The following is a 24,373-nucleotide window of genomic DNA, read 5'->3' as shown; positions in this document are numbered from 1 at the left end:
TGGGCGCTGCGTGTGCGCTGGGTTGCATCGCCTTGCCAGCCCATGCGGCCAGCTTCGACTGCAAGAAGGCCAAGCAGGCGGACGAGAAGGCCATCTGCGCGGATCGCCAGCTTTCCGAGATGGATGTGCAGGTGGCGACCACCTACCGCCTGCTGCGCGGCCTGTTCGCCATGGGCATGCGCGGAAACCTGGGTGACTCCCAGCTCGCCTGGCTGGAGCAGCGCCGCGCCTGCGGCGCCAACAAGGCCTGCCTCAAGCAGCGCTACCAGGAACGCCTGGACGCGCTGCAGAAGGTCTACGACGGTATCGACAAACCGATCTGACTCGGTACTCCTGCAGGCGCGGACCTTGTCCGTGAATCGCAGCGTGTGGCCCGCTCCCACAGGTGCAGTGCTGCTAGTCAGCCCTTGTGCGCGATACCTTTGCCCGGCAGGTGGCCCCGACCGTGCGGTCCGGTGAAGTCCTGCAGGGGGCCGAGCGGCACGACGCCGGTCGGGTTGATGGTGCGGTGGCTGGCGTAGTAGTGGTTCTTGATGTGCTGGAAATCCACGGTTCCGGCAACGCCCTCCAGTTGATACAGCTCGCGCAGCCAGCCGGACAGATTCGGGTAGTCCGCCAGGCGCCGTAGGTTGCACTTGAAGTGGCCGTGGTAGACCGCGTCGAAGCGGATCAGTGTGGTGAACAGCCGCACGTCGGCTTCGGTCAGGTATTCACCGGCCAGGTAGCGCTGCTTGCTCAGGCGCTCTTCCAGCCAATCCAGTTCGTTGAACAGGGTCTTGAAGGCCTCTTCGTAGGCGTCTTGCGTCGTCGCGAAACCGGCGCGGTACACGCCGTTGTTCACTGCCGGGTAGATGCGCTCATTCAGTTCGTCGATCTGCGCGCGCAGCGGCTCCGGGTAGAGGTCCAGCGGGTTGCCGGTGATGCCGTCGAAGGCGCTGTTGAACATGCGGATGATCTCCGCCGATTCGTTGCTGACGATGCGTTGCTCGTGCTTGTCCCACAGCACCGGCACGGTCACGCGGCCGGTGTAGTTCGCGTCGTCCTTGGTGTAGCGCTGATGGAGGAAGGTCAGGCCGTCGAGCTTGTCGCCCGTGGAGCCGAGGGCTTTGTCGAAGGTCCAGCCGTTTTCCAGCATAAGCCAGCTGACCACCGAGACGTCGATCAGCGATTCCAGGCCCTTGAGCTGGCGGTAGATCAGCGTGCGGTGGGCCCAGGGGCAGGCCAGGGATACATAGAGGTGATAGCGGCCGGCTTCGGCGCGGAAGCCGCCTTCGCCGGTGGGGCCGGGTTGGCCGTCGGCGGTAACCCAGTTGCGGCGCTGCGCGTTCTCGCGCTGGAAGCGGCCGTCCTTGCTGGTGTCATACCACTGGTCATGCCAGCGGCCATCGATCAACTGTCCCATCTCATTGCTCCAGAACACGGGGGAGATGGGACCAGTCTATCGGCTATGGCTCGATTGTTTAGCGCAAAAACAGGATTCCAAGTATCGATTAAATCGATTTATCCCGCGCAGCCCAGCGCTTGCCAGCTTCCGCGAAGGCTTCGTCGCGCTGCATTCCCATGGCGCGCAGGGCGAGTGCCATGGTCGCGCGGACGGCCAGTTCGCCGTAGGCGTCTTCGGCTTCGCCGCGCCAGAAGGCGGCCAGGTGTGCCGGGTCCAGCGTTTCCGGCTTGACGTGGCGCAGCGGCGACAGCGCCGGCCACTCTTCGTCCCAGGCTTCGCCGTCGCGGCAACCATAGAGGTGGGAGGTGGCGTCCGGGTTCATCTCGATCTCGCCGCCTTCACCTTTGATGACGATGGCGTAGTCGCCGAGCAGGCGGCTGCCCTCGCGGTGCACCTCCTGGTAGCCGGGGTGGAAAATGCTCTGCAGTACGCAGGTAGCGCTTAGCGGGTTGAGCAGGCGCACGGCCGAGTGCATGGGGGAGCGCAGACCCAGGGTATTGCGCAGGTCGATCATGTGCTGCAGGCGCGGCATCCAATCGACCAGCGGGGCGAAGGCGATACCTTTGGCGTCCAGTGCCTGGCTGACCGAGCTCCAGTCACGACACAGTGGCAGACCGAGCTGCTCGAGCAGCTGTTCGCTGTAGACCCGGCCGGCCGTATGCGCGCCGCCGCCATGCAAGAGGATGCGGGTGCCGCTGCCACCCAGGCACTTGGCGGCCAGCAGGTACCAGGGCAGGTGACGCTTCTTGCCGGCGTAGCTGGGCCAGTCGAGGTCCACGGCGATCTTCGGTGCCTGCAGGCGGGAGCGTACGGCCTCGGTAAAGCCGGCGAGTTCCTCGGCGCTTTCTTCCTTGTGCCGCAGCAACATCAGGAAGGCACCCAGCTGCGCTTCCTCGACCTTGTCGTCGAGGATCATGCCGAGGGCTTCGCGGGCTTCCTCGCGGGTCAGGCCGCGCGCGCCGCGCTTGCCTTTGCCCAGGATGCGGACGAACTGGGCGAAGGGGTGTTCGGCGGGGGTCTGCAGGACGAGCGGGGAGGTGGTCATAGGCAATTGGTCGGCTTCGGCAGGCCGGCGAGCTTGGCGGCAAGCTTGGCCGGTGTGCCCTTGAACAGGAGGTTGAGGTGCAGGCTGCTGCCCTTTTCCGGGCCCAGCTTCTGGGCGACGTACTTGATCAGCGGACGGTTGGCCGGCGAGAGCTGGAACTCGCCGTAGAACTCGCGCAGCAGCAGGAGGATTTCCCAGTGCTCGGGAGTCAGGTGGATGCCCTCGTTGTGTGCCAGGGCCTCGGCGGCGACGTCGCTCCAGTCGTTCAGGTCGACGAGGTAGCCGTCCTTGTCCAGCGGCAGGGAGTGGCCGTTGACCAGTAGGGTGCTCATAGCCAGGCGTTCACCTTGTCGAAACGGGTGCAGAGCTCGACGAAGCCGGGGTAATCCACGGCAACGACGCGGGCGGGTACATCATCCATGCCGCGGGCCTGCAGGTCTTCCAGCAGGGCGAAGAGCACATTGGCGGCGGGCATCAGCTCCAGTGCCTGGCAAGGGGCGGTGCCCTCGCGCAGGGAGTAGACGGCTTCGCCAGTCAGCAGCAGGCCATCGTCCGGGCCGAGCAGGTGCAGGCAGCTGGCGAGCCGGCCGTCATTGAAGGGAGAGTGCGAGAGCAGGTGGAGAGTAGCCATCAGATCGTGATCACCTGGTCATGGGTTTGCAGCAGGCTGCGCAGGGCGGCATCGTCCAGCGCCTGGACGGGCAGGGTCAGGCTTGCGCCGTCCAATCCGCGTTCGGTAAGGCTGCGGCTGCTGGTATAGAGCGCTTCCACGCCGAACAGCGGCAGGGCTTGCAGATTCGCCTGCAGGTCCTTCTGTTCAACTGTGCTGGGACGCTGGTCGGGAGCGAGCTGGAACACGCCGTCATCGAGAAAGAGCATCGAGATCGGCAGGTCGAAGGCGCCGCCAGCCAGGGCGATATCCAGCGCCTCGCGGGCGGCGGGGCCGGCCCAGGGCGCCTGACGGCTGATGATCAGCAGGGACTTGGCCATCAGTTGCCTCCGAAGCAGACCAGACGGTCCGCCAGTTGCGCTGCCTCATGCAGTTGGCCAAGGCCGGAAAGATCCCAGGGCGCCTGCAGGTTCGCGGCGGGACGGGAATAGCGGTTGGCTTCCTCTGGATTGAGCACGCCCCGTCGCAGCGCAGCGGCGATGCAGACCACTCCGTCCAGCTGGTGATCGGTGACGAAGCGCGTCCAGGCGGCGGCGACGTCCAGTTCATCCTGGCTGGTGACGGTGTTTGCCGAGGCGCTGTGCACGCCGTCCTGGTAAAAGAACAGCCGGGTGATTTCATGGCCGCCGGCCAATGCAGCCTCGGCGAAGCGCAGGGCGCGGCGGGCTGCCGGCGAATGCGGCGGGGAGAAAAGGGCGATGACGAACTTCATGGAGCGGGCCTGATCGGCGAATTTTCGCTGGATGATACGGCGCTATGCAGATGTTTGCCGCGCCGGAAATGAAAAAAGCCCGTCGAGACGGGCTTTTTCCTGGGAGGCGCGAGGATCAGTCGTCACTGCCCATGATGCCGAAGATCTGCAACAGGCTGATGAACAGGTTGTAGATCGACACGTACAGGCTGATGGTGGCCATGATGTAGTTGCGCTCGCCACCGTGGATGATCGCACTGGTCTGGAACAGGATCATCGCCGAGGAGAACAGCACGAAGCCGGCGCTGATGGCCAGTTGCAGGCCGCTGATCTGGAAGAAGAGCGAGACCAGAACGGCGCCCAGCAGCACGAAGAAGCCCGCGGTGATGAAGCCGGACAGGAAGCTCATGTCCTTGCGGGTAGTGAGTACGTAGGCGGAAAGGCCGAAGAACACCAGGGCAGTCATGAAGAAGGCCGAGGAGATGATGCTCGCGCCATTGGCCATGCCCAGGTACATGTTCAGGATCGGGCCGAGGGTGTAGCCCATGAAGCCGGTGAGGGCGAAGGTGCTGACCAGGCCCCAGGCGCTGTTGCGCAGCTTCACGGTGAGGAAGAACAGGCCGTAGAAGCCCAGCAGCACCACGAAGAAGCTGGGGTAGGGCAGACGCATCTGCTGCGAGGCGAAGGCCACCAGGCCGCTGAAGGCCAGAGTCAGGGCCAGCAGGCCGTAGGTATTGCGCAGGACGCCGCTGACCTCTTTCTGCTCCACGGCTGTGGAGTCGAGATATTGCCGTTCTTGCATGTCGAGACACTCCTGTTAAGCGGGATACGGATCCATGACCGTAGTGGTGCTCATCATAACAGAGGGAAAAGCGCGCTGAATCATCAGAGTTTGACAGTGTGTTGCGATCCGGTAATATTGCCGCCCGCTCATGTGGAAGCGTGGCCGAGTGGTTTAAGGCAACGGTCTTGAAAACCGTCGACGGGCAACTGTCCTAGAGTTCGAATCTCTACGCTTCCGCCACTATTACAACGTTGAAAGCCCCGCCATGCGGGGCTTTCGCGTTTTTGGCGATCAAGCACCGCTTGTGGAATTTTCTTCCAATTTCACGTCGTACTCATGGCAATTGCATTGCACAAGTTGAACAACGTCAGAAAAGGCAGTCATCCCGATCGATGATTCTGTAGGACGTTGATCTGCTCAGTTAAACTTCAAGTACCACCTTCCGGAAAACCCTGAATGAACCAAGTCGAAGATCTCGAGCGGCAGATGCGCGAAGCGCTTGGCGTTGCTCCGAAGAAAGTGAAAACCACTCGCGAAGCCAGCAACCCCATGCGGGGCTATCTGATTGTTCTCAGCGTGCGCGCAGAAAGTGGGCCCGCCTTCCGCTTCGAGCATCGTTCGCGCTCGCTGAGTCGCACCGAGGCGATCCTCGAAGCGGAAAAGGCAGCGCGCGCAGCAGGCTACAAGCCGTGGGCCCTGCTGGATGCCGTCGAAGCCTGAGTTCCACCTGCATTGCAGTCGATCCTTCCTGGTAGGGAATTTTCCGGTACGACCGTCCTAGACGGTCTGGTGGGCATCTGTCAGCATTTATTCCGCCTGCGCTGCATTTCTCTGGCGCTTGCATTTTGGCGAACCGCTTCCAAGCTAGGTCGTAGAGCCGCTTTCTGTTAAGGTTCGGCAATTGTTCGAGGTCCCTTTTCGGGTCTCACCATTCCATTCTGTGCAAGGGGTGCTGCGTGATTAAGGTGCTGGTGGTCGATGATCACGATCTGGTGCGCACCGGAATTACCCGCATGCTGGCTGATATCGACGGCCTGCAGGTCGTCGGGCAGGCCGACTCCGGCGAGCGTGGATTGCAACTGGCTCGCGAGCTCAAGCCCGATGTTGTGCTGATGGACGTGAAGATGCCCGGCATCGGCGGCCTGGAAGCCACCCGAAAACTGCTGCGTAGCCAGCCCGACGTGCGCGTCGTGGTAGTGACGGTGTGCGAGGAGGACCCGTTCCCGACTCGCCTGATGCAAGCTGGTGCGGCTGGCTATCTCACCAAGGGCGCGGCTCTGGATGAGATGGTCCAGGCTATTCGCCAGGTGTTTGCCGGCCAGCGCTATATCAGCCCGCAGATCGCCCAGAACCTGGCGCTGAAATCCTTCGAGCCGGAAAGAAACGCATCGCCGTTCGATACCCTTTCCGAGCGCGAGATCCAGATCGCGCTGATGATCGCCAACTGCCACAAGGTGCAGAGCATCTCGGACAAGCTTTGCCTGTCGCCCAAGACCGTGAATACCTACCGCTACCGCATCTTCGAGAAGCTCTCGATTACCAGTGATGTCGAACTGGCGTTGCTGGCTGTCCGGCACGGCATGGTCGACGCCAGCAACTGATCATGGTGCAGCTGTTCGATTCGGCGGCTTTCCTGGCCACCTGCAGCGGGCGGCCGGGCGTCTATCGCATGTTCGACGCCGAGGCCAAGCTGCTGTACGTCGGCAAGGCGAAGGACCTCAAGAAGCGTCTCTCCAGTTATTTCCGCAAGTCCGGCCTGGCGCCGAAGACGGCCGCCCTGGTGGCGAAGATCGCTCAGGTCGAGACGACCATCACCGCCAACGAGACCGAGGCGCTGCTGCTCGAGCAGACGCTGATCAAGGAATGGCGGCCGCCGTATAACATCCTGCTACGCGACGATAAGTCCTATCCCTACGTCTTCCTGTCGAGCGAGGACGCGTTCCCGCGCCTGACCATCCACCGTGGCGCGAAGAAGGCCAAAGGGCGCTACTTCGGCCCTTACCCGAGCGCTGGCGCCATTCGCGAAAGCCTCGCGCTGCTGCAGAAGGCTTTTTTCGTGCGCCAGTGCGAGGATAGCTACTACCGCAACCGCACGCGTCCGTGCCTGCAGTACCAGATCAAGCGCTGCAAGGCTCCCTGTGTCGGGCTGGTGAGCGAGGAGGAGTACGCCGAAGACGTGCGCCACTCGATCATGTTCCTTGACGGGCGCAGCAATGTGTTGGCCGAAGAGCTGTCCACCAGCATGGAGCAGGCGGCTATGCGCCTGGACTTCGAGAAGGCGGCGGAATTGCGCGATCAGGTGCAGATCCTGCGCCGCGTGCAGGACCAGCAGAGCATGGAGTTCGGTACGGGCAACGTCGATGTGGTGGCGGCCATCGTCAATCCGGGCGGAGCCTGTGTGCACCTGATCAGCGTGCGCGGTGGGCGGGTGCTGGGCAGCAAGAACTTCTTCCCGCAGGTGGCGATCGAGGAGGAGGTGGGTGACGTCCTGTTGGCCTTCCTCGGGCAGTACTACCTCAGCCATCACGAGCGTGATCTGCCGAGCGAGTTGATCGTCAACGCCGTGCATGAGGACTTCCCGATCCTCGCTTCGGCCATCGAAGAGTCCCGTGGTCGCCTGCTGGAAATCTCGCCCCGAGTTCGAGGCACGCGTGCGCGCTGGCAGCAGCTGGCCGTGACCAACGCAGAACAGGCGCTGGCCGCCCGCCTCGCGAACCGCCAGCACATGGCTGCGCGCTTCGATGCGCTTGGCGAGGCGCTGGATCTGCCCGAGCCGCCGCAGCGGCTCGAATGCTTCGACATCAGTCACTCCAGCGGTGAGGCGACTGTGGCTTCCTGCGTGGTCTTCGGGCCTGAAGGCGCGCTGAAGTCGGATTATCGCCGGTTCAATATCGAGGGCATTACCGGCGGCGACGATTACGCCGCCATGCACCAGGCGCTGACCCGCCGCTTCAGCCGCTTGAAGGAAGGCGAGGGCAAGATGCCCGACATTCTTCTGGTGGATGGCGGCAAAGGGCAGTTGGCAATGGCCCAGGAAGTGCTCCAGGAGCTGGCGGTGGTAGGCTTGACGTTGCTTGGCGTCGCCAAGGGCGTCACCCGCAAGCCTGGTCTGGAAACCCTTTACCTCAACGACGCCGAACACGAATTCACCTTGCCCGCCGACTCGCCCGCGCTGCACCTGATCCAGCAGATCCGCGATGAGGCACACCGCTTTGCCATCACCGGCCACCGTGCTCGGCGCGGCAAGGCCCGTCGCACCTCGACATTAGAAGACGTCGCTGGCGTCGGGCCCAAGCGCCGTCGCGACCTGCTCAAGCATTTCGGCGGGTTGCAGGAACTGGGCAGAGCCAGTATCGATGAAATTGCCAAAGCCCCCGGTATCAGCAAAAAGCTGGCAGAGCAGATTTATGCTGCACTGCACAGCGAGTAGAATGCCGGCTCAACTCGCAGACCTTCCGACCCGATGAATATCCCGAACCTGCTCACATTGCTCCGCGTTCTGCTCATTCCGATCTTCATCCTGCTGTTCTATCTCCCGTTCCCGGCCAGTCACCTGGCTGCCAGCGCCGTGTTCGCACTTGCCGCCGCCACCGACTGGCTGGATGGCTACCTGGCGCGTCGACTGGGGCAGAGCACTCCCTTTGGCGCCTTCCTTGACCCGGTAGCGGACAAGCTGATGGTTGCCACTGCACTGGTGCTGTTGGTGGAGGAGCACGCGAATCTGTGGCTGACGCTGCCGGCCGCAATCATCATCGGCCGCGAGATCGTGGTCTCGGCGCTGCGCGAATGGATGGCGGAGATAGGGGCGAGGGCGCATGTCGCCGTTTCCAGTCTGGGCAAGTGGAAGACTGCGGCGCAGATGCTGGCGCTGGTGATTCTGCTGGCCAATCCGCCGCTGATGACCTTTTGGGTCCTGGTTGGCTATGCACTGCTGATCGTTGCGGCCATCCTCACCCTGTGGTCGATGCTGCACTATCTAGTGGCGGCCTGGCCGCACCTGAACACGACTCCGAAAGAGAAATAAGTATTTTTGAATCAAGGAGTTGACAGGCATTTCCAAATCGTTAGAATGGCGCCCGTCAACACGACAGCGCGGGAATAGCTCAGTTGGTAGAGCACGACCTTGCCAAGGTCGGGGTCGCGAGTTCGAGTCTCGTTTCCCGCTCCAGATTTTGATGATTCGCCTTGAGTCATCCGTGTTATGGCTGAGTAGCAGAGTGGTTATGCACCGGATTGCAAATCCGTGAACGCCGGTTCGATTCCGACCTCAGCCTCCAATAGAAAAGCCCTGTAAATCGAAGATTTACAGGGCTTTTTCTTTAGTGGCCCGCTGCAGGGATTGCGAGTTTCAGCAACTTGCGCAGCGGGGGTGGGGCTGTATATAGTCCAGCCCTTTCCGGGGTTGCACCTGGAAACACTGCAACGCGCTGCCGCCCGGATGGCGAAATCGGTAGACGCAGGAGACTTAAAATCTCTCGCCCTTTGGGCGTGCCGGTTCGAGTCCGGCTCCGGGCACCATCTTCAAGAGCAATGGCTGCCAGCCATTGCGTCCCGTCTTCCTCCAATCCTTATGCTCCGGGGCGGACAGAAATCTAGCCATCTCCATCTACCTCTCACTGACGCGAGTCAACGACTTCAGGTCGTCCTTGGCAAAGCCCGTTGGAGATGCGGAATGCGCGAGCACGATACTGTCTTCATAGTTTGTTGCAGGCTGAGGCTGGGAGTGCCGCGTATTGCATGATCGTGAGCTGCATGCCGTTCTTGCATGGCGAGCGACGTATATTCTTGCCAGCGAACTCTATACAGCCTAAGGTTTCAACCGGTTCTGTATTGCCTTTGATACGAGGCGAACCTCGTGTGCGAAAGGGTAGCTATCCAAAGGCGGATGTTCCGGAGTCAATTCGATAGCTTTTATAGAAAACATTTAGGATTTTCAAAGCGATGCAGTCTTTTTCCTGGGAAGGTGAAGATGTTCTTGCACGAAAAATCCTCATCGATGTATTCGGTATGACGCGCGGCCGATACCTCGATATAGGGGCTCATCACCCATATAACCTCAGTAATACTGCTCTTCTTTACTCTGAAGGCTGGCGAGGCATAAACATAGATGCGATGCCGGGGAGTATGGAGGAGTTCAGGCTTCATAGGCCGGACGACGTCAACATTGAGTCGCCAGTCGCTGCCGCTCCTGGAGTTCTGCGCTTCACGGTTTTCAATGATCCTGGGTTGAATGGATTTGTGGATGATCGGCAGGTAGAGGCTCACAAGCTGCGAGGTATTGAGGTCCTTGATCAATTCGAACTGCAGTGCAAGACGGTGGAGTCGCTGCTTGATGAGCATCGCATCTCAAGCATTGACCTGATGTCCATCGATGTTGAGGGCTTGGACGGGGAGATTCTCGCAACCTTCCCGTTTCACAGGGTCAGACCAAAACTTATAATCACCGAGGTTCTGGCTTGTCATTCTGCGTCTGATGTGAAGCGTACGCCATCGCATAAGGTGCTCCGCCGGAAAGGTTATATGCTTTTTTCTCGGCTTCACATGTCCTGCATATATATTGATCGAGCCGCGTATTGCTCGCGCATCGCCTCGCGGGAGCGACCTGTCTACGCCGCATCCTGGCTTAGTTGGATATGGGTGAGGCTGAAGATAAAGATGGGCTTTATAGCAAGCTATTAAGGCGGAATTTTTACTGGTCTAGCGTTCGTGTATCCGCTGATGGCAAGAAGCCTATTGTGCCTATGCCGGTTGCTCCTGATAGGGAGTCCATTCGAGCTGCTTGAGATCGCACGGGTTACAAATTCAAGAGCCAGGTCCGCGTGAAACCGGTAAGAAATAAAAACCCGGCTTTGTGCCGGGTTTTTATTTCGCGTTTGTCAGGCGCTCACGTTCGCCATCGAGCGCAATCTTGCGCCGGCCTTGACGATGCGGCGCTGGCGCAGCGGCTCGGCAGACTCGTAGAAGTTCTGCAGAGGAACCTCTGCCTTGAAGTGGTCGGCATCGCGCTCCTGCAGCGGGCCGTACTCGGTCGCCAGATCGCGACGAATGCGGCCAACCAGGCTGGTCAGCAGCTCTTCGTTGCGTTGCTCTTCCTGGCGCACCACGCGACAGGCGATGTGTTCGCCCGCATCCTTGCTCAGCGTCATGATCAGATTGCCGTCCGGTCGAGCCGTGAAGCTCACGTCGAAATCGGAGAAGGCCTGGCAGAGGTATTGGGCGGCAGGCAGGCGGTCGATAGGCATGGTGTCGTCCTCGGCAATGAATGGGTGGTTTCTTCCCTTTTCATTGCAGGGTGCATACCAATCTGGCGTAAATAGAAAATCCTTAAAAATCAGATAGTTGAAATATCTATCCGCCTCGCTTGTCATGCAGCCTGCATGGCAAGGAGAAAATGCCATGGCATTTTGCACGACTGAAGATTTCAGTGAGGGATAGGCTGGTGTCGCGAGGAGTCGGCTTTCGCTTTGTGCCTGGGCCTCTGCAGGCGGGCCCGACGCATCGGTACGCGAAGGATCGCCCACAGCGTAACTACTGCCAGCAGGACCCAGCCGAAAATCATGAGCGTGACGAACGTGCCTGGATTCATATCGATATCCTCACCCCTCCCTAAGGGTAGTCCACCGTCATCGGTGCGCTGTCCTTTCGGTTGAGCGGCATTTCTTGCTGGAGGTTCCATTCAATAGCTTGTCGGGCTGACAGGTATCTGCTATCTGTATGTATATACAGTATCTGGAGAAAGGTCATGCAGCAAACCATTCTGGAAGTCCGAGATGTTATGCAGACTGGTGCAATGGCCGGTGTTGCGGCTCTTCATACGTACATAGTCCGTGCATGTGGCGAAGGTATGACGCAAGCGGGCATTCACGACTGCGACCTGCTGCTGGTCGACCGCTCTGAGCTGGCGGCACCTGGTGAGATTGTGGTGGCGGCGCTCAACGGCGAGGCACTGATCCGTCGCCTCGCCATTGTCGACGGTTCCTTCGCGCTGCAGGCGGCGAGCGATGAATATCCGACGCTGAAAGTCGAGGAGGGCGATGAGCTCTCAATATGGGGAGTGGTGCGTCAGCGGCTTTCTGGAAGTGACGTTGCGCAGGGCCCCAGGGCGTAGCGTTGTGGTGTGTTGGAGCGAGATGCTGCCCATTTGCCAGTAACTTCGAGAACTAAATCGGGGCCTTGGTGGTCAGATGCGCGTGCCACCGGTTTCGCAAGTCCTCACAAGAGTCGTGCAGCTTGCAATCCGGGGCATTGTAAGGCGGGCGCAGCCTGATTAGACTGCGCGCAACTCGCACCCCTGTCCCTCTCGAAGGACTCCCATGATCAAGAAATGTCTGTTCCCGGCCGCCGGCTACGGTACCCGCTTCCTCCCGGCCACCAAGGCCATGCCCAAGGAAATGCTGCCGGTGGTGAACAAGCCGCTGATCCAGTACGCCGTTGAAGAGGCACTGGAAGCCGGTCTCGGTGAAATCGGTATCGTCACTGGCCGCGGCAAGCGCTCCCTCGAAGACCACTTCGACATCAGCTACGAGTTGGAGCACCAGATTCGCAACACCGACAAGGAAAAGTACCTGGTCGGTATTCGTCGCCTGATCGACGAATGCACCTTCTCCTACACCCGTCAGGTCGAGATGAAAGGCCTGGGTCACGCTATCCTGACCGGCCGCCCGCTGATCGGTGACGAACCCTTCGCCGTTGTGCTGGCGGACGACCTGTGCCTGAACCTCGAAGGCGACAGTGTCCTCAAGCAGATGGTCAAGCTTTACAACCAGTTCCGCTGCTCCATCGTGGCGATCCAGGAAGTGCCGCCGGAAGAGACCAACAAGTACGGCGTGATCGCCGGCGAGATGATCCGCGACGACATCTACCGCGTGAACACCATGGTCGAGAAGCCGAAGCCCGAAGACGCCCCGTCGAACCTGGCGATCATCGGTCGCTACATCCTGACTCCGGATATCTTCGACCTGATCGAGCAGACCGAGCCGGGCAAGGGTGGTGAAATCCAGATCACTGACGCCCTGATGAAGCAGGCCCAGGACGGCTGCGTGCTGGCCTACAAGTTCAAGGGCAAGCGCTTCGACTGCGGTAGCGCCGAGGGTTATATCGAGGCGACCAACTTCTGCTACGAACACCTCTACAAGACTGGCAAGGCCTGGTAAGTCCGGACCTTTCCACTCTTCGGGAAAGCCACCTTCGGGTGGCTTTTTCGTTTTTCCGGCCTACATCGAGCGTGGAATCGGCATCGCCTCCGAGCCGGGCCCGAGCGGCTGGCCGTAGCTGGACTCGACGTAGTTGCCGGCCGGGTCGCGCAGGCCGCAGTAATAACCAACGGGGTAGGGTTCTTCCCGTGGCGCCCAGATCAGGCAGCCGGCAGTCTCGGCATCCCTGGCGACGCGATCGACCTCATCGCGGGTGTCCACGGCGAAGCCGAAGTGGCTGTAGTCATCGCTTGCCAGGTGGCGTTCCTCGCCGCCGGGCATGATGACGAAAATGAAGCGGTGCTCCTTGCCCGGCTCCGCCATCCAGACGATGCGCGAGCCCTTGCCTTCGCGCTCGTGGATCACGCGCATGCCGCAGAATTGCTCGTAGAACGTCACGCAGGCTTCCAGGTCAGGCACGTGCAGGGCCAGGTGGGTCAGGGTGGGGCGCATGGCAATACCTCCTTCGGGACCGGCAGTTGGCAGGATAGGTCAGGCGCCATGAGGTATGCTGCCCGACATATCCAAGCGGAGAACCATGATGTCTTTCGATTTTGACCTGTTCGTCATCGGTGCGGGTTCCGGTGGTGTGCGCGCCGCGCGCTTCGCCGCAGGCTTTGGCGCCAAGGTGGCTGTGGCGGAAAGCCGCTACCTGGGCGGCACCTGCGTCAATGTCGGTTGCGTGCCGAAGAAGCTGCTGGTGTACGGGGCGCACTTCCATGAAGACTTCGAGCAGGCCGCCGGATTTGGCTGGACCCTGGGCGAAGCGAACTTCGACTGGAAGACCCTGATCGCCAACAAGAATCGCGAAATCCACCGGCTCAATGGCATCTACCGCAACCTGCTGGTAAACAGCGGCGTTTCCCTGCTGGAAGGCCATGCAACGCTGCGGGATGCGCACACCGTGGAAGTCGACGGGCAGCGTTTCAGCGCCAAGCACATCCTCATCGCTACCGGTGGATGGCCGCAGGTGCCGGACATTCCCGGAAAGGAACACGCGATCACCTCCAACGAAGCCTTCTTCCTCGAGTCGCTGCCGCGTCGGGTGCTGGTAGTCGGCGGTGGTTACATTGCGGTCGAGTTCGCTGGCATCTTCCATGGCCTGGGTGCGCAGACTTCGCTGCTGTACCGCAAGGATCTGTTCCTGCGTGGTTTCGATCGCAGCGTGCGTGAGCACCTGCGCGATGAGCTGACCAGGAAGGGGCTGGACCTGCAATTCAACAGCGACATCGCGCGCATCGACAAGCAGGCCGATGGCACCCTGGCCGCCACCCTCAAGGATGGTCGCGTGCTGGAGGCGGATTGCGTGTTCTACGCCACTGGCCGCCGGCCGCAGCTGGACAACCTGGGCCTGGAGAGCGTCTCCGTAGAGCTGGACGACCGCGGCTACGTGAAAGTGGATGAGGCTTATGGCACGAGCGAGCCGTCGATCCACGCCATCGGCGATGTCATCGGTCGCGTGCAGCTGACCCCCGTGGCGTTGGCCGAAGGCATGGCGCTGGCGCGCAAGCTGTTCCGCCCGGACGAGTACCGCCCGGTCGACTACAAGCTGATCCCCACCGCGGTATTCAGCCTGCCGAACATTGGCACCGTTGGCCTCACCGAGGACGAGGCGCGCAGCAACGGGCACAAGGTGAAAGTCTTCGAGAGCCGCTTCCGGCCGATGAAGCTGACGCTCACTGAAAGCCAGGAGCGGACTCTGATGAAGTTGATCGTCGATGCCGACAGCGACAAGGTGCTGGGCTGCCATATGGTGGGCCCGGATGCCGGGGAGATGCTCCAGGGCATCGCCATTGCGCTGAAGGCCGGGGCGACCAAGCGGGTGTTCGATGAAACCATCGGCATCCACCCGACGGCTGCCGAGGAATTCGTCACCATGCGCACGCCAGTCGGTGCCTGACAGCGAGGCAGCAATAAAAAGCCGGTGCAGATGCACCGGCTTTTTTGTGGGCGTCAGGTCGTCAGTTACTGCGTTCCAGCGAGGCGTGACTGTCTTCCTGGCGCTGCGCGTAGCGCTGGGCGAGCACGGCGCAGACCATCAGCTGGATCTGGTGGAACAGCATCAGCGGCAGCAGGATCACACCGACCGTGCTGCTGGCGAACAGCACCGAGGCCATGGGCACGCCGGTGGCCAGGCTCTTCTTCGAACCGCAGAAGACGATGGTGATGCGGTCTTCCAGGGAAAAGCCCAGGTAACGGCCGAGCAGGTTGGTGGCGATCAGCGCCAGGGCCAGCAGTACGCAGCAGGCAACGACCAGGCCGGCCAGGGCGGGCAGCGGGATCTGGTGCCAGAGGCCCTGGATCACGGCGGCACTGAAGGCGGTGTAGACCACCAGCAGGATCGAGCCCTGGTCGACGTACTTCAGCACTGGCTTGTTGCGCTCGACCCAGGCGCCGATCCAGGTGCGCAGCAGTTGGCCTGCCACGAAGGGTACCAGCAGTTGCAGGGTGATCTTGCCAATCGCGTCGAGGGTCGATATGCCGGTGTCGCCGTGGGCGCCGATCAGCAGTTGCACCAGCAGCGGGGTGAGGAACACGCCCATCAGGCTGGAGGCCGAGGCGCTGCAGATCGCGGCAGGCACGTTGCCGCGCGCGAGCGAGGTGAAGGCGATGGACGACTGCACGGTAGCCGGCAGGGCGCAGAGGTAGAGCATGCCCAGGTACAGGTCCGGGGTTACCAGCGGCGATAGCGCAGGCTTGAGCGCCATGCCGAGGATCGGGAAGAGAATGAAGGTGCAGGCGAACACCAGCAGGTGCAGGCGCCAGTGGGTGGCGCCGGCGATGATCGCCTGGCGCGACAGCTTCGCACCGTGGAGGAAGAACAGCAGCGCGATGCCCAGGTTGGTGATCCAGCCGAAGATCACGGCGGCGGTGCCTTCGCAGGGCAGCAGGCTGGCAACGGTCACGGTGGCGATCAGCGCCAGGGTGAAGTTGTCGGGGAGCAGGCGTGGGCGAGCCATGGGCACATCTCTCATCGTTGTTGTGTGTGAAAGACCGCTAGGGTCAGGTTCGCACTCTAAGCCCGGGAGGATGTGCCGGCTAACGCCAGAAAGCCAGCTTATGTCGCTGAAAGGACAGTTTCCACACCTTGCACGTGCAGATCGACAGAGCACACGCTGACCATGCCGCGCATGCGCTGTGCGATGACCTCGGCACGGTAGCGCGGCAGGGTATTCACCCGCAGGGCAATGTCCATCCAATCCTCCCGGCGAGAGGACTCGACTTCGGCCGGGACGTGGCCCTGAAGCGCGAACTGGTTCAACAGGCGGCAGAGAATGTCGGCGTCGATCTCGGCGCGAATCAGGTAGCGCGCGTCGGCGGCCGCTTCGGTGGGAACCGGGCGGTCCTGTTGATCCAGGGGGAACTCGACGAGATGGAGAGCAGGGAGCGTCATGACGGCTGGCCGATGCAGGGGGAGTGAGGAATATTCTGCGGCCCGTGCCGAGGATTTATTTGCCTGTTTTTGGCCATGTGGCGGTAATTTGTGCATTAATGATTCTCTGAATTTACTAAGGGCGAATCATCTATGCCTGTTTCGCTGGATGCCCATGACCGCAAGATCCTCGCCTTGCTGCAGGACGAGGCCACTCTTTCCACGGCGGAGATCGCCGAACGTATCGGCCTGTCCCAGTCACCGTGCTGGCGGCGGATTCAGCGGTTGAAGGAGGAAGGGGTGATCCGCAAGCAGGTGACCCTGCTGGATCGCAAGAAGATCGGCCTGAATACCCAGATATTCGCCCAGGTGAAGCTCAATGCCCACGGGCGCAATCACCTGACGGATTTCGCGCAGGCCATGGAGGCGTTTCCCGAGGTGCTGGAGTGCCATGTCCTGATGGGCGCCGTGGACTTCATGCTGCGCATCGTCACGGAAGATGTGGAGGCGTATGAGCGCTTCTTCTTCGAACGGCTGTCCCAGGTGCCGGGGGTCCAGGAGATCAACTCCATCGTGGCGCTCTCGGAGATCAAGTCCACCACCACGTTGCCGCTGCCGCGCGGCTGAAGGGCGCCGGGGAGGCCAGCGCCCGGGGCGGTCAGACGCCGCCCAGGTAATCCATCTTGCCGACTTCCACGCCGTTGTGGCGGAGGATGTCGTAGGCCGTGGTGATGTGGAAATAGAAGTTCGGGTTGACGAAGCCCAGCAGGAAGTCCGAGCCCTTGAAGCTGACTTCGCGGGTGCGCAGCTTCAGTTCGATGGTGCGGTCTTCGGCGCCTTCGAATTGCTCGGGCTTGAGGGTCTTGAGGAACTCGATGGTCCTGGCGATGCGCGTCTGCAGTTGGTCGAAGGTGGTTTCGTCATCGGCGTAGCTCGGCACATCTACGCCGGCCAGACGCGCGCCGGCGCCCTTGGCGGAGTCGGAGGCGATCTGCACCTGGCGAGCCAGGGCGAACATGTCCGGGGCGAGGCGGGCGTTGATCAGGACGGAAGGGTCGATGGATTTGGCCTGGGCGTGCTCGGCAGCCTTGGTGAGGATCACCGAGAGGTTGCCGAGCATGCGGATGAAGACGGGAACGGAAGCCTGGTAGATCGAGAGGGACATGCTGCGTACTCCAGACAGATAAAGGTGGGGCTCGTCACGCGGGACGGCTGTCGGAGTCTACTGCTGGCGCCTGCGGCTGTCGCCAGGCTTCAGCGCCTGGCCACTTTCGGCGTCGGGCAGCGGTCGGTTTCGATCGGGCCGACATAAGGGTTGCCCCAGCCCATCACGCAGCCAACCATCTGGTTTCGCTGCCGCTCCCAGGCTTCCACCGGGTACTGCTTGTTCCAGGCGGTGAACAGCTGGCGGTCCTGGTTGGACAGCTTCAGGCCGTAGCGGTCGCTCATGTAGAAGTAGGTGCGGGCGATCATGCCGCGAATCTGCGCGCGGGGCATGGCCTTGCGCGCCTTGAAGTCCACCACCATCGGGCAGGCGCCGTACTGCGAGGGCTTCTGCTGCAGCCAGCCGAAGCTGTAGTTGGCACGGTCACCGTTCACCTCGCCGATGCTCGGCACGAGGTTGTGCAGGTCGGCCTCGGCCTTCTGGTACACCCGGTCATTGCGCGAGCAGTTCTTGCGCCCGCCGCTCTGCCAGCACTGACGCTGATGGCCGATCACCCACGCGGGGACAATGTGCTCCCACTCGATGCGCGAAGCCCGGTTGGCATTCTTGCGCGGGCTATAGCCGCAGCTCTTCAGGTCGACCTTGGTGCCGTTGTAGCGGCAGCCGCAATAGAACTCCACCGACTGGCGGGCATACAGCTTGCGCCCGACCTTCTTGGCTTCCTCGAAAGTGCGCGGGGCGGCGGCGGAGGCGACGGTGGGGATGGCGAGGATCAGCAGCAGGGTCAGGCAGCGTCCGAACATGAGGCGTTCCTTACGAAAGTCGCTGCATCTTACTGATTGAGAAAGAAATGCCAATCGTGGCAATGGAATGGCAAGGGCTGGATTTCCCGGCTGGAGGCGAGGGCTGGGCCGCCGCGGTATGCGCCCGCTGGGAACGCTTCGCAGCAGACCCCTGATGTCTCTTGTAAAGGTTTAGAAAATCTATTTATCTGATTGTTTTTAAAGGGAAAAATATTCTATAAAAAGCTTTAAGAATCGACGCTATCCGGTTGTTTAAACGAGGGATGAGGGAGTCGTACGGGGCTATGGTGGCAAGCAGCCCCCTGAGGAGGCTTTTTCCTATAGTTGACATGATATTTGTTTTTTAAAGTATTGATATATAATGATTTATATTGAATTTTCGCACTGCTCTGTACTGAGCGGCGAGGCTTGGTAAGCTGGAGCCTTTCCACCAGTCGGGAGCTCGCCATGATCGGTCTCAGGATCCTTGGGGCAATCGCCTGTTGTGCCCTGGCGCTACCCGTCTACGCGCAGCAGTTTTCCACGCAGGAAAGACAGTCCCAGCAGAACTATCAGGGCCAGCCGCACTGGCAGCAGTCGCCGCCAGTGATCCAGCGCATCTACATCAGCCCGGGTGCGAGCGGCAGCGTGGAGAGTTCCTCCAGTTGGCAGCGCAATGACGGTTATGGCGGTGTGCAGGTGCCGCGCAGCTACGGCGAGACGCGCTCGGGCACAGTGATCATCGACCAGGGCAGCGGTGGCATCCGGCAGAGCATCGAATACCCCAACGGCGCGGTCTATCCGCGCGGTAATGGCTATTACCAGCAGCAGTAGGTCGGATCAGTCGATCAGGTCGTCGCGGGTCAGGCGGGATTTGCGCAGGCCGCCGTGGCTGTAGAACAGCCCGGTATCGCCGCGCCAGTGGAAGAGTGTGGCGAGGAACGCGGAGCTGACCCGGCCCACATCCCAGCTACGGAGTTTGCGGTAGGCCCAGAGCCAGCTGTCGTCGGCGGAAGGGTCGCTCATGGAATCGTCCTTGATTCGGCAAGCGGGGAAAAGTGCATGGGACATTAGTGCGCCGGGTGGGCCTTCGCAAGTCGCTGCTCCCGCAACCGCGACCTGCGAAAAAGCCCGCGCGCTCAGGCGGTGCTGACCGCCTTCGATTCCTCGACGTACTCCTTCAGCCAGCGCAGGACTTCCACGGCATCCCAGCGACTGGGATCGAACATGGCATAGGCCTGGCCCTGGTAGCCCACCACATCCAGCGGCCGGTGATAGCCGGCGCGCTGCATCAGGGCCTCGATTTCCGCGAAGCAGACGTTGAAGTGGGTGCGGCTGAAGGGCGTCTTGCCCTCTGTGACCAATCCCTCCAGCAGCAGTTCCGATACGGCTTCGCTGACTTCATCGATGGCCATGTGGTTCACGGTGTATTTCAGCTGATGGATGCTCACCATCGCTTGCTCCTCAATGGGGTTCTGGCCCATGCCCTGTGATCCGAGGTGATCGACGTAGCCAATGGACTGTGGCCTTTCGTCGAGGTTTAAAAAATTTTCGCAAAATACTGTATGCATGAACAGTATTTTCTCCTAGTATCCCTCTCGCGGTCTGACAGAAACCCTGAAGTGCCCGTCGCCACTGGCCTGGCGGGCACTCTTCGAAGAACAGGAGCGATGGCGATGTTGCAGAAACTGATGCTTTGCGCAGGTGTGGCGATGCTGGCGGGTTGTGCCCAGCCCCAGGCGGACGTCCCGCGCGCCAATGGCGCCTACCTCATCATCGAGGGCAAGGAGGCCTGGGCCGTGCTGGTGGCCGACGGCAAGCGCATCGAGGAGCGCGGCACGGTACGCGACGCCGTCCGCCTGCCGAAGGAGCGCTCGGCCATCGCCGCCAGCTATGTGATCGACACGCCCAACTGTGGCCGCCTGCAGTGGCTGACTGAAGGCGAGGGCGACTCCACCGTGCGTCTGTCCTCGCGGGGCGCGGCGGACGATCTGTCGAGCTGCCAGATCAGCGATGGGCTCAGCCGCGTCTGGACCGCGCTGGACTATTCGAGCTGAGCGCTAGCCTCCAGAGAGTGGATCTCCAACAAAATGTTTCGGCTGCCCTTCGCTTCACGTTTTTTTCACACTCGGGGGCAGAGGATGAAAACCAGCTAAAGGACTAGCTCCCCATCGAAAAGCCCGCTTGATTGCGGGTTTTTTATTGCCTGTCGACCAAGGTCGGCTCGCCCGTCTGACGCTGCGCGGCTAAGGTGAAATTCCAAGGAAAAGGCGGAGATAGAGATGCAGCGTGTTCTAGCGGAGCGACTTTGGATTGCCCTGGGCGGCCAGGCCGAACGCCTGAGTCACCTGGCCTTTCGCAGCGAAGGCTCCCTGCCTTCGGCTTTCTTCGTCACCGAACTGGCCGCCGCCAGCATCGCCAGCGCGGGGCTCGCGCTGGGCGAGTGGCTGGAGCCGGACTCCGGTGCCGCCACGTCCCTGGTTGTGGACCGCCGGCTGGCTTCCTTCTGGTTCTCCACTTCCTTGCGCGCCCAGGGCTGGACGCCTCCCGACCTGTGGGACGCCATCGCCGGCAACTACCGCACCCGCGACGGTTGGGTTCGCCTGCACACCAATGCCCCGCATCACCGCGCCGCTGCCCTTCGGGTGCTCGGTGCCGAGAATGATCGTGATCGGGTCGCAGACGCCGTGGCGAATTGGGATGCGGGCGAACTGGAACTGGCGATCGTGAAGGAGGGCGGCTGTGCGGCCGAGATGCGCTCCTGGGACGCCTGGAAACAGCACCCGCAAGGCCTCGCCGTTGCCCGCGAGCCGCTGGTATTGCGCGATCTCCAACTGGTCTCCGCGCCTTCCCTGGATATCGAGATCGACCGCGAGCGACCGTTGGCTGGACTGCGCGTGCTGGACCTGACGCGCGTGCTGGCCGGGCCGATTGCCACACGCTTTCTTGCCGGCTTTGGCGCCGAGGTCCTGCGCATCGATCCGCCGGATTGGGATGAGCCTGGCGTGGTGCCGGAAGTCACCCTGGGCAAGCACTGCGCGCGTCTGGACCTGCGCCAACCTGCGGGCCGCGAGCGCTTCCAGGCGCTGCTCGCCAGCGCCGATGTGCTGGTGCACGGCTATAGGGCCGATGCCCTGGACCGCCTGGGGTTCGGCGCCGATGTACGGCGGACCATTGCGCCGGGATTGGTGGATGTCAGCCTGAATGCCTACGGCTGGTCGGGCCCCTGGAGCGACAGGCGCGGTTTCGACAGCCTGGTGCAGATGAGCAGCGGCATCGCCGATGCCGGGCGCGTCTGGCGGGGCGAAGACAACCCCGTCCCCTTGCCGGTGCAGGCGCTCGATCATGCCACCGGCTACCTGATCGCTTCGGCGGCCTTGCGCGGATTGGCCGAGCGCCGGCGTAGCGGCCGCGGGAGTCGTTGGCGCCTGTCCCTGGCGCGCACGGCGCAATGCCTGCTGGAGGCGGGAGTTTCGTCGGTGGGTTCGCTGGAGCTGGCGGCAGAGACAACCGCCGATCTGGCACCGGGCATCGAGACAACGCCCTGGGGGCGCGCGCGGCGCTTGCGTCCGCCGCTGCAGGTCGCGGGCTCGCCGCTCTACTGGGAGCTGCCGGCCTCCGAGTTGGGCTCGGCGCCGGCAACCTGGCAGCTGGTCAGCCCCGACTGACCTGGAACGCCTCGCCGGTGGCGAAGAAGGCGCCGCCGGCCTGGTAATGAATGGTGCGCAGCTCGTCGCTGGGGAAGTGCCAGCGGCCATTGGAGAAGGCGCGCTCATCCGCATAGGCGGCGACTACTTCGGCGATGAACAGGTCGTACTTCTCCTGGTTGTGTGGCTCGCTGATTACCTTGCACTCCAGGTAGGCGACGCAGCCATCGACGATCGGCGCCTCGACCTGCTTCGCACGGGAAGTGCGAATGTCCAGCTGCTCGAACTTGTTGCCTTCGCCACCGTTGCTCGAGCCAACCGCCAGGGTCAGCTCAGCCTGCTGGCGCGTCGGCAGCTGGATGACGAAGGCGGCCGAGCCTTCCACCAGATGGCGCGACCAGGTGTTGCGGTCGAGCACCAGCATCAGCTTGGGTGGATCGAAGTCCAGCGGCATGACCCAGGCGGCGGCCATGACGTTGGCGACACCCTCGTGCTCGCTGGTGACTATGGTGCTCGGGCCGTGGTTGAGCAGCAGGTAGGCCTTGTTCAGCGGCACGTCTTTCAGGTGGTTCATTCAGGGGTCCTCAAGTCCGGATCAGAGCAGCAGGCCGTCCACCGGCTTCAGCGGTTCGGGCAGGTCGGTCTCGCCGAGGATTTCCAGCACGGCGATTTCCATGTTGCGGCTCATGGCGTCCAGCGGCAGGTCGTTGGGTTGGGTATCGAAAGGGTCGGCGATCTGGTCGCCCAGTGCATCCAGCCCGAAGAAGGTGTAGGCCAGCACGCACACCGCCAGCGGGGTGAACCAGCCGATGCTGTCCACCAGGCAGAACGGGAGCAGGAAGCAATAGACGTGCACGATGCGGTGCAGCATCAGGATGTACGGGTAGGGGATCGGCGTGTTGCGGATGCGCTCGCAGCCACCCAGCACGTACGACAGGCGGGTCATCTGCTGGTCGATGGCGGCCAGGGTGATGTCGCTGGCGCCGCTGGCGCGGCCACGGTCGGCGAAGCGTTGGCCGAGGCTGGCGAGCAGCACGTTGGTCGGGCTGCGGCTGGTAGCCAGCGCGGCGGCTTCGTCGCCCAGCAGGCGGCGCACGTCCTCGCTTTGCGGGGTGCCGCGCAGCTGGTCGCGCAGGGCGTAGCTGAAGGCGATCAGCTGGTTGCCCAGCTGGCGACGGCTTTCGCTGTCCAGGTCCGGCAGGAGCGAGCGGGTCTGCCGCGCCAGGTTGCGGGTGACGATCAGCAGTTCGCCCCACAGCGTGCGCGCTTCCCAGAAGCGCTGGTAGGCGACGTTGTTGCGGAAGCCGAGGAAGATCGCCAGCGTCAGGCCCCAGAGGGTGAAGGGCGTGGAGGTGATGATCACCTTGTAGTGATACAGGGTGCCGTGGGTGGCCACCACCAGTGAGCTGAGCAGTACCGTGTAGAGCACCTTGCGCCAGATGGCGGGGATGATCGAACCCTTGAGGGAGAACAGCAGGACCCAGAGTGTCGGGGTTTGCGGGCGGAGGATCATCGGGCGGCATCCGGTGGGGCGGAGCGCGCATGATAGCCGAGATAGAGGCGGGGATGCGGTTCGCTGGCCCCCGTGGGAGCGTGCCATGCACGCGATCGCGTCCATGGCACGCTCCTGCAGGGAATTGCCGAGATCAGCCCTGTTCGTACAGCTTCACGATGGCCGAGAAGTCCAGCTGACCGTTGCCCTGGTTGCTGAAGGTCTGGAACAGCTGCTGGGCCAGGGCGCCGAGCAGCACGGGCTGGCGCACCTGGCGCGCTGCCTCGCTGGCCAGACCGAGGTCCTTGAGCATCAGGTCGGTGCCGAAGCCGCCGCTGTAGCCGCGCGCCGCCGGGGCGCCGGTGAGCGGGTTGTTCACTTCCGAGCTCCAGCAGCGGCCGCTGGAGGTGTTGATGATGCCGGCCAGCACTTCTGCGTCCATGCCCAGCTTCACGCCCAGGGACATGGCTTCCGCCACACCGATCATGGAGATGCCCAGCAGCAGGTTGTTCGCCACCTTGGCCACCTGGCCGTTACCGGCGCCGCCGCAGTGCACGATGTTCTTGCCCATCGCCGCGAGTACCGGACGGGCGCGATCGAAGTCGGCCTGATCGCCACCGACCATGAAGGTCAGGGTGCCCGCGGCAGCGCCAGCGGTGCCGCCGGAAACCGGCGCATCGAGCATCGGGTTGCCGTGGGCGAGGGCGGCGGCGCTGACCTCGCGGGCGTTCAGCGGGTCGATGGTGGACGAATCAATCAGCAGCACGCCGGGTTGCACGTTGGCCAGCAGGCCGTCGTCACCGAGGAAGACCTGCTTCACGTGGGTGGCGGCGGGCAGCATGGTGATGATCACCTCGACATCGTCGCGCGCCACTTCGGCGGGGGATGCCAGGGTGCGGGCGCCGAGGGCGACGGCCGCTTCCACGGCCTTGGCGGAGAGATCGAAGACGCTCAGGTCGAAGCCGGCCTTGAGCAGGTTGGCGGCCATGGGGCCGCCCATGTTGCCGAGTCCGATGAAGCCGATGCGCATGGGTTGGTCCTCTTCTTCTTGTTCGGGGCGCCCGGTCGATCAGGCGCGAAAGGAGGTG

The 24,373-nt window shown here is 62.3% G+C and carries 31 protein-coding genes and 4 tRNA genes; 17 read left to right on the top strand and 18 right to left on the bottom strand.

The features are described from left to right. Positions 1–32 precede the first annotated feature (32 nt). Entirely contained in the window at positions 33–323 is a 291-nt protein-coding gene (locus tag IB261_RS16150) for a lysozyme inhibitor LprI family protein (protein WP_225594993.1), read from the top strand. A 77-nt stretch (positions 324–400) separates the two neighbouring features. Here the strand turns inward: IB261_RS16150 and IB261_RS16145 are convergent, their stop codons facing one another. From IB261_RS16145 to IB261_RS16115, 7 genes are all read right to left on the bottom strand, one after another. Next, positions 401–1,402 (bottom strand): glutathione S-transferase family protein, encoded by a 1,002-nt coding sequence (locus IB261_RS16145; protein WP_081520467.1) that lies wholly within the window; start codon positions 1,400–1,402, stop codon positions 401–403. 88 nt (positions 1,403–1,490) lie between these two features. After that, complete coding sequence (locus tag IB261_RS16140; RefSeq protein ID WP_192382580.1) at positions 1,491–2,489, bottom strand: glycosyl transferase family protein; 999 nt, start codon at positions 2,487–2,489, stop codon at positions 1,491–1,493. Then, complete coding sequence (locus IB261_RS16135; protein ID WP_192382579.1) at positions 2,486–2,821, bottom strand: TusE/DsrC/DsvC family sulfur relay protein; 336 nt, start codon at positions 2,819–2,821, stop codon at positions 2,486–2,488. Before IB261_RS16135 ends, IB261_RS16140 begins: the two co-directional genes overlap by 4 nt. Continuing rightward, positions 2,818–3,123, bottom strand: a complete 306-nt coding sequence (gene tusB, locus IB261_RS16130; RefSeq protein WP_139791686.1) for a sulfurtransferase complex subunit TusB — start codon at positions 3,121–3,123, stop codon at positions 2,818–2,820. The genes IB261_RS16135 and tusB overlap by 4 nt, the downstream gene beginning before the upstream one ends. Next, positions 3,120–3,479 (bottom strand): sulfurtransferase complex subunit TusC, encoded by a 360-nt coding sequence (gene tusC, locus IB261_RS16125; RefSeq protein WP_081520463.1) that lies wholly within the window; start codon positions 3,477–3,479, stop codon positions 3,120–3,122. The genes tusB and tusC overlap by 4 nt, the downstream gene beginning before the upstream one ends. Continuing rightward, a complete protein-coding gene (tusD, locus tag IB261_RS16120; protein ID WP_151187236.1) occupies positions 3,479–3,871 on the bottom strand; it encodes a sulfurtransferase complex subunit TusD in 393 nt (130 codons plus the stop codon). The genes tusC and tusD overlap by 1 nt, the downstream gene beginning before the upstream one ends. A gap of 115 nt (positions 3,872–3,986) precedes the next feature. Then, the gene (locus tag IB261_RS16115; protein WP_024765156.1) at positions 3,987–4,652 is read right to left on the bottom strand and encodes a Bax inhibitor-1/YccA family protein; all 666 of its coding nucleotides are present in this window, start codon (positions 4,650–4,652) and stop codon (positions 3,987–3,989) included. Between the two features lie 134 nt (positions 4,653–4,786). Between IB261_RS16115 and IB261_RS16110 the strand changes: the two genes are divergently transcribed. From IB261_RS16110 to IB261_RS16070, 9 genes are all read left to right on the top strand, one after another. Continuing rightward, positions 4,787–4,874: transfer RNA gene (locus IB261_RS16110), tRNA-Ser, on the top strand. Between the two features lie 216 nt (positions 4,875–5,090). Beyond that, a complete protein-coding gene (locus IB261_RS16105) occupies positions 5,091–5,354 on the top strand; it encodes a hypothetical protein (protein ID WP_225594994.1) in 264 nt (87 codons plus the stop codon). 236 nt (positions 5,355–5,590) lie between these two features. Next, positions 5,591–6,235: a response regulator transcription factor GacA gene (gene gacA / locus IB261_RS16100; RefSeq protein WP_017517075.1), complete on the top strand. Its 645-nt coding sequence runs from the start codon at positions 5,591–5,593 to the stop codon at positions 6,233–6,235. Positions 6,236–6,237: 2 nt separating this feature from the next. Continuing rightward, positions 6,238–8,064: an excinuclease ABC subunit UvrC gene (gene uvrC / locus IB261_RS16095; protein ID WP_081520461.1), complete on the top strand. Its 1,827-nt coding sequence runs from the start codon at positions 6,238–6,240 to the stop codon at positions 8,062–8,064. Positions 8,065–8,097: 33 nt separating this feature from the next. Then, complete coding sequence (gene pgsA / locus IB261_RS16090; RefSeq protein ID WP_081520460.1) at positions 8,098–8,658, top strand: CDP-diacylglycerol--glycerol-3-phosphate 3-phosphatidyltransferase; 561 nt, start codon at positions 8,098–8,100, stop codon at positions 8,656–8,658. A gap of 68 nt (positions 8,659–8,726) precedes the next feature. Then, positions 8,727–8,802, top strand: a tRNA-Gly gene (locus IB261_RS16085). Positions 8,803–8,837: 35 nt separating this feature from the next. Further along, positions 8,838–8,911, top strand: a tRNA-Cys gene (locus IB261_RS16080). A 155-nt stretch (positions 8,912–9,066) separates the two neighbouring features. Further along, positions 9,067–9,152 (top strand) — tRNA-Leu (locus IB261_RS16075). 423 nt (positions 9,153–9,575) lie between these two features. After that, on the top strand, positions 9,576–10,313 hold the full coding sequence (locus tag IB261_RS16070) for an FkbM family methyltransferase (protein WP_192382578.1): 738 nt from the start codon (positions 9,576–9,578) through the stop codon (positions 10,311–10,313). A gap of 197 nt (positions 10,314–10,510) precedes the next feature. Here the strand turns inward: IB261_RS16070 and IB261_RS16065 are convergent, their stop codons facing one another. After that, on the bottom strand, positions 10,511–10,876 hold the full coding sequence (locus IB261_RS16065) for a DUF3509 domain-containing protein (protein ID WP_225606093.1): 366 nt from the start codon (positions 10,874–10,876) through the stop codon (positions 10,511–10,513). A 500-nt stretch (positions 10,877–11,376) separates the two neighbouring features. Between IB261_RS16065 and IB261_RS16060 the strand changes: the two genes are divergently transcribed. Together IB261_RS16060 and galU are read left to right on the top strand one after the other, a co-directional pair. Beyond that, a complete protein-coding gene (locus IB261_RS16060; RefSeq protein WP_192382576.1) occupies positions 11,377–11,742 on the top strand; it encodes a LexA family protein in 366 nt (121 codons plus the stop codon). 205 nt (positions 11,743–11,947) lie between these two features. Further along, on the top strand, positions 11,948–12,787 hold the full coding sequence (gene galU / locus IB261_RS16055) for a UTP--glucose-1-phosphate uridylyltransferase GalU (RefSeq protein ID WP_024767166.1): 840 nt from the start codon (positions 11,948–11,950) through the stop codon (positions 12,785–12,787). 60 nt (positions 12,788–12,847) lie between these two features. Here galU and IB261_RS16050 read toward each other — a convergent pair whose 3' ends face one another. Further along, complete coding sequence (locus IB261_RS16050) at positions 12,848–13,279, bottom strand: VOC family protein (RefSeq protein ID WP_192382575.1); 432 nt, start codon at positions 13,277–13,279, stop codon at positions 12,848–12,850. Between the two features lie 88 nt (positions 13,280–13,367). On the opposite strand from IB261_RS16050, the gene gorA reads away from it, so the two are divergent. After that, positions 13,368–14,726 (top strand): glutathione-disulfide reductase, encoded by a 1,359-nt coding sequence (gene gorA, locus IB261_RS16045; RefSeq protein ID WP_192382574.1) that lies wholly within the window; start codon positions 13,368–13,370, stop codon positions 14,724–14,726. Positions 14,727–14,787: 61 nt separating this feature from the next. Here gorA and IB261_RS16040 read toward each other — a convergent pair whose 3' ends face one another. Further along, the gene (locus tag IB261_RS16040) at positions 14,788–15,786 is read right to left on the bottom strand and encodes a bile acid:sodium symporter family protein (protein WP_081520455.1); all 999 of its coding nucleotides are present in this window, start codon (positions 15,784–15,786) and stop codon (positions 14,788–14,790) included. A gap of 98 nt (positions 15,787–15,884) precedes the next feature. Further along, a complete protein-coding gene (locus tag IB261_RS16035) occupies positions 15,885–16,220 on the bottom strand; it encodes an ACT-like domain-containing protein (protein WP_192223534.1) in 336 nt (111 codons plus the stop codon). A 132-nt stretch (positions 16,221–16,352) separates the two neighbouring features. Here IB261_RS16035 and IB261_RS16030 point away from each other — a divergent pair, with 132 nt between their 5' ends. Continuing rightward, on the top strand, positions 16,353–16,826 hold the full coding sequence (locus IB261_RS16030; protein ID WP_081520453.1) for an Lrp/AsnC family transcriptional regulator: 474 nt from the start codon (positions 16,353–16,355) through the stop codon (positions 16,824–16,826). A gap of 31 nt (positions 16,827–16,857) precedes the next feature. Here IB261_RS16030 and IB261_RS16025 read toward each other — a convergent pair whose 3' ends face one another. Both IB261_RS16025 and IB261_RS16020 read right to left on the bottom strand, forming a co-directional pair. Then, positions 16,858–17,364, bottom strand: coding sequence for a DUF1993 domain-containing protein (locus tag IB261_RS16025; protein ID WP_192223533.1), 507 nt, complete (start codon positions 17,362–17,364; stop codon positions 16,858–16,860). 89 nt (positions 17,365–17,453) lie between these two features. Further along, entirely contained in the window at positions 17,454–18,167 is a 714-nt protein-coding gene (locus tag IB261_RS16020) for an endonuclease (RefSeq protein WP_192382572.1), read from the bottom strand. A 447-nt stretch (positions 18,168–18,614) separates the two neighbouring features. On the opposite strand from IB261_RS16020, the gene IB261_RS16015 reads away from it, so the two are divergent. Then, on the top strand, positions 18,615–18,980 hold the full coding sequence (locus tag IB261_RS16015; protein WP_081520450.1) for a hypothetical protein: 366 nt from the start codon (positions 18,615–18,617) through the stop codon (positions 18,978–18,980). Positions 18,981–18,986: 6 nt separating this feature from the next. Here IB261_RS16015 and IB261_RS16010 read toward each other — a convergent pair whose 3' ends face one another. Together IB261_RS16010 and IB261_RS16005 are read right to left on the bottom strand one after the other, a co-directional pair. After that, positions 18,987–19,172, bottom strand: coding sequence for a hypothetical protein (locus tag IB261_RS16010; RefSeq protein ID WP_151187225.1), 186 nt, complete (start codon positions 19,170–19,172; stop codon positions 18,987–18,989). Between the two features lie 113 nt (positions 19,173–19,285). After that, a complete protein-coding gene (locus IB261_RS16005; RefSeq protein WP_081520448.1) occupies positions 19,286–19,600 on the bottom strand; it encodes a transcriptional regulator in 315 nt (104 codons plus the stop codon). Positions 19,601–19,822: 222 nt separating this feature from the next. On the opposite strand from IB261_RS16005, the gene IB261_RS16000 reads away from it, so the two are divergent. Then, a complete protein-coding gene (locus IB261_RS16000) occupies positions 19,823–20,203 on the top strand; it encodes a hypothetical protein (protein WP_192382571.1) in 381 nt (126 codons plus the stop codon). Between the two features lie 225 nt (positions 20,204–20,428). Next, positions 20,429–21,814 carry a CoA transferase gene (locus IB261_RS15995; RefSeq protein WP_192382570.1) on the top strand — a complete coding sequence of 462 codons (1,386 nt, stop codon included), beginning with the start codon at positions 20,429–20,431 and terminating at the stop codon, positions 21,812–21,814. On the opposite strand, the gene IB261_RS15990 is transcribed toward IB261_RS15995, so the two are convergent. From IB261_RS15990 to mmsB, 3 genes are all read right to left on the bottom strand, one after another. Beyond that, positions 21,801–22,367 carry a flavin reductase family protein gene (locus IB261_RS15990; RefSeq protein WP_151187222.1) on the bottom strand — a complete coding sequence of 189 codons (567 nt, stop codon included), beginning with the start codon at positions 22,365–22,367 and terminating at the stop codon, positions 21,801–21,803. The two genes, IB261_RS15995 and IB261_RS15990, sit on opposite strands and share 14 nt — an antisense overlap. 21 nt (positions 22,368–22,388) lie before the next feature. Further along, complete coding sequence (locus IB261_RS15985; protein WP_192382569.1) at positions 22,389–23,306, bottom strand: bestrophin family protein; 918 nt, start codon at positions 23,304–23,306, stop codon at positions 22,389–22,391. Positions 23,307–23,439: 133 nt separating this feature from the next. After that, on the bottom strand, positions 23,440–24,315 hold the full coding sequence (mmsB, locus tag IB261_RS15980; RefSeq protein WP_192382568.1) for a 3-hydroxyisobutyrate dehydrogenase: 876 nt from the start codon (positions 24,313–24,315) through the stop codon (positions 23,440–23,442). Positions 24,316–24,373 lie beyond the last annotated feature (58 nt).

Source organism: Pseudomonas sp. PDM20, from assembly GCF_014852575.3.
Lineage (GTDB): Bacteria > Pseudomonadota > Gammaproteobacteria > Pseudomonadales > Pseudomonadaceae > Pseudomonas.
The sequence above is the reverse complement of the archived record's forward strand: the minus strand, read 5'-3'. Positions and strand labels throughout refer to the sequence as shown.

What these genes read in the sequence shown, in the direction of transcription:
- IB261_RS16145 (WP_081520467.1), bottom strand. Translation starts at nt 1,402, where the DNA reads ATGGGACAGTTGATCGATGGCCGCTGGCATGACCAGTGGTATGACACC.
- IB261_RS16140 (WP_192382580.1), bottom strand. Translation starts at nt 2,489, where the DNA reads ATGACCACCTCCCCGCTCGTCCTGCAGACCCCCGCCGAACACCCCTTC.
- IB261_RS16135 (WP_192382579.1), bottom strand. Translation starts at nt 2,821, where the DNA reads ATGAGCACCCTACTGGTCAACGGCCACTCCCTGCCGCTGGACAAGGAC.
- tusC (WP_081520463.1), bottom strand. Translation starts at nt 3,479, where the DNA reads ATGGCCAAGTCCCTGCTGATCATCAGCCGTCAGGCGCCCTGGGCCGGC.
- tusD (WP_151187236.1), bottom strand. Translation starts at nt 3,871, where the DNA reads ATGAAGTTCGTCATCGCCCTTTTCTCCCCGCCGCATTCGCCGGCAGCC.
- IB261_RS16115 (WP_024765156.1), bottom strand. Translation starts at nt 4,652, where the DNA reads ATGCAAGAACGGCAATATCTCGACTCCACAGCCGTGGAGCAGAAAGAG.
- IB261_RS16105 (WP_225594994.1), top strand. Translation starts at nt 5,091, where the DNA reads ATGAACCAAGTCGAAGATCTCGAGCGGCAGATGCGCGAAGCGCTTGGC.
- uvrC (WP_081520461.1), top strand. Translation starts at nt 6,238, where the DNA reads ATGGTGCAGCTGTTCGATTCGGCGGCTTTCCTGGCCACCTGCAGCGGG.
- pgsA (WP_081520460.1), top strand. Translation starts at nt 8,098, where the DNA reads ATGAATATCCCGAACCTGCTCACATTGCTCCGCGTTCTGCTCATTCCG.
- IB261_RS16070 (WP_192382578.1), top strand. Translation starts at nt 9,576, where the DNA reads ATGCAGTCTTTTTCCTGGGAAGGTGAAGATGTTCTTGCACGAAAAATC.
- IB261_RS16065 (WP_225606093.1), bottom strand. Translation starts at nt 10,876, where the DNA reads ATGCCTATCGACCGCCTGCCTGCCGCCCAATACCTCTGCCAGGCCTTC.
- IB261_RS16060 (WP_192382576.1), top strand. Translation starts at nt 11,377, where the DNA reads ATGCAGCAAACCATTCTGGAAGTCCGAGATGTTATGCAGACTGGTGCA.
- galU (WP_024767166.1), top strand. Translation starts at nt 11,948, where the DNA reads ATGATCAAGAAATGTCTGTTCCCGGCCGCCGGCTACGGTACCCGCTTC.
- IB261_RS16050 (WP_192382575.1), bottom strand. Translation starts at nt 13,279, where the DNA reads ATGCGCCCCACCCTGACCCACCTGGCCCTGCACGTGCCTGACCTGGAA.
- gorA (WP_192382574.1), top strand. Translation starts at nt 13,368, where the DNA reads ATGTCTTTCGATTTTGACCTGTTCGTCATCGGTGCGGGTTCCGGTGGT.
- IB261_RS16040 (WP_081520455.1), bottom strand. Translation starts at nt 15,786, where the DNA reads ATGGCTCGCCCACGCCTGCTCCCCGACAACTTCACCCTGGCGCTGATC.
- IB261_RS16035 (WP_192223534.1), bottom strand. Translation starts at nt 16,220, where the DNA reads ATGACGCTCCCTGCTCTCCATCTCGTCGAGTTCCCCCTGGATCAACAG.
- IB261_RS16030 (WP_081520453.1), top strand. Translation starts at nt 16,353, where the DNA reads ATGCCTGTTTCGCTGGATGCCCATGACCGCAAGATCCTCGCCTTGCTG.
- IB261_RS16025 (WP_192223533.1), bottom strand. Translation starts at nt 17,364, where the DNA reads ATGTCCCTCTCGATCTACCAGGCTTCCGTTCCCGTCTTCATCCGCATG.
- IB261_RS16020 (WP_192382572.1), bottom strand. Translation starts at nt 18,167, where the DNA reads ATGTTCGGACGCTGCCTGACCCTGCTGCTGATCCTCGCCATCCCCACC.
- IB261_RS16015 (WP_081520450.1), top strand. Translation starts at nt 18,615, where the DNA reads ATGATCGGTCTCAGGATCCTTGGGGCAATCGCCTGTTGTGCCCTGGCG.
- IB261_RS16010 (WP_151187225.1), bottom strand. Translation starts at nt 19,172, where the DNA reads ATGAGCGACCCTTCCGCCGACGACAGCTGGCTCTGGGCCTACCGCAAA.
- IB261_RS16005 (WP_081520448.1), bottom strand. Translation starts at nt 19,600, where the DNA reads ATGGTGAGCATCCATCAGCTGAAATACACCGTGAACCACATGGCCATC.
- IB261_RS16000 (WP_192382571.1), top strand. Translation starts at nt 19,823, where the DNA reads ATGTTGCAGAAACTGATGCTTTGCGCAGGTGTGGCGATGCTGGCGGGT.
- IB261_RS15995 (WP_192382570.1), top strand. Translation starts at nt 20,429, where the DNA reads ATGCAGCGTGTTCTAGCGGAGCGACTTTGGATTGCCCTGGGCGGCCAG.
- IB261_RS15990 (WP_151187222.1), bottom strand. Translation starts at nt 22,367, where the DNA reads ATGAACCACCTGAAAGACGTGCCGCTGAACAAGGCCTACCTGCTGCTC.
- IB261_RS15985 (WP_192382569.1), bottom strand. Translation starts at nt 23,306, where the DNA reads ATGATCCTCCGCCCGCAAACCCCGACACTCTGGGTCCTGCTGTTCTCC.
- mmsB (WP_192382568.1), bottom strand. Translation starts at nt 24,315, where the DNA reads ATGCGCATCGGCTTCATCGGACTCGGCAACATGGGCGGCCCCATGGCC.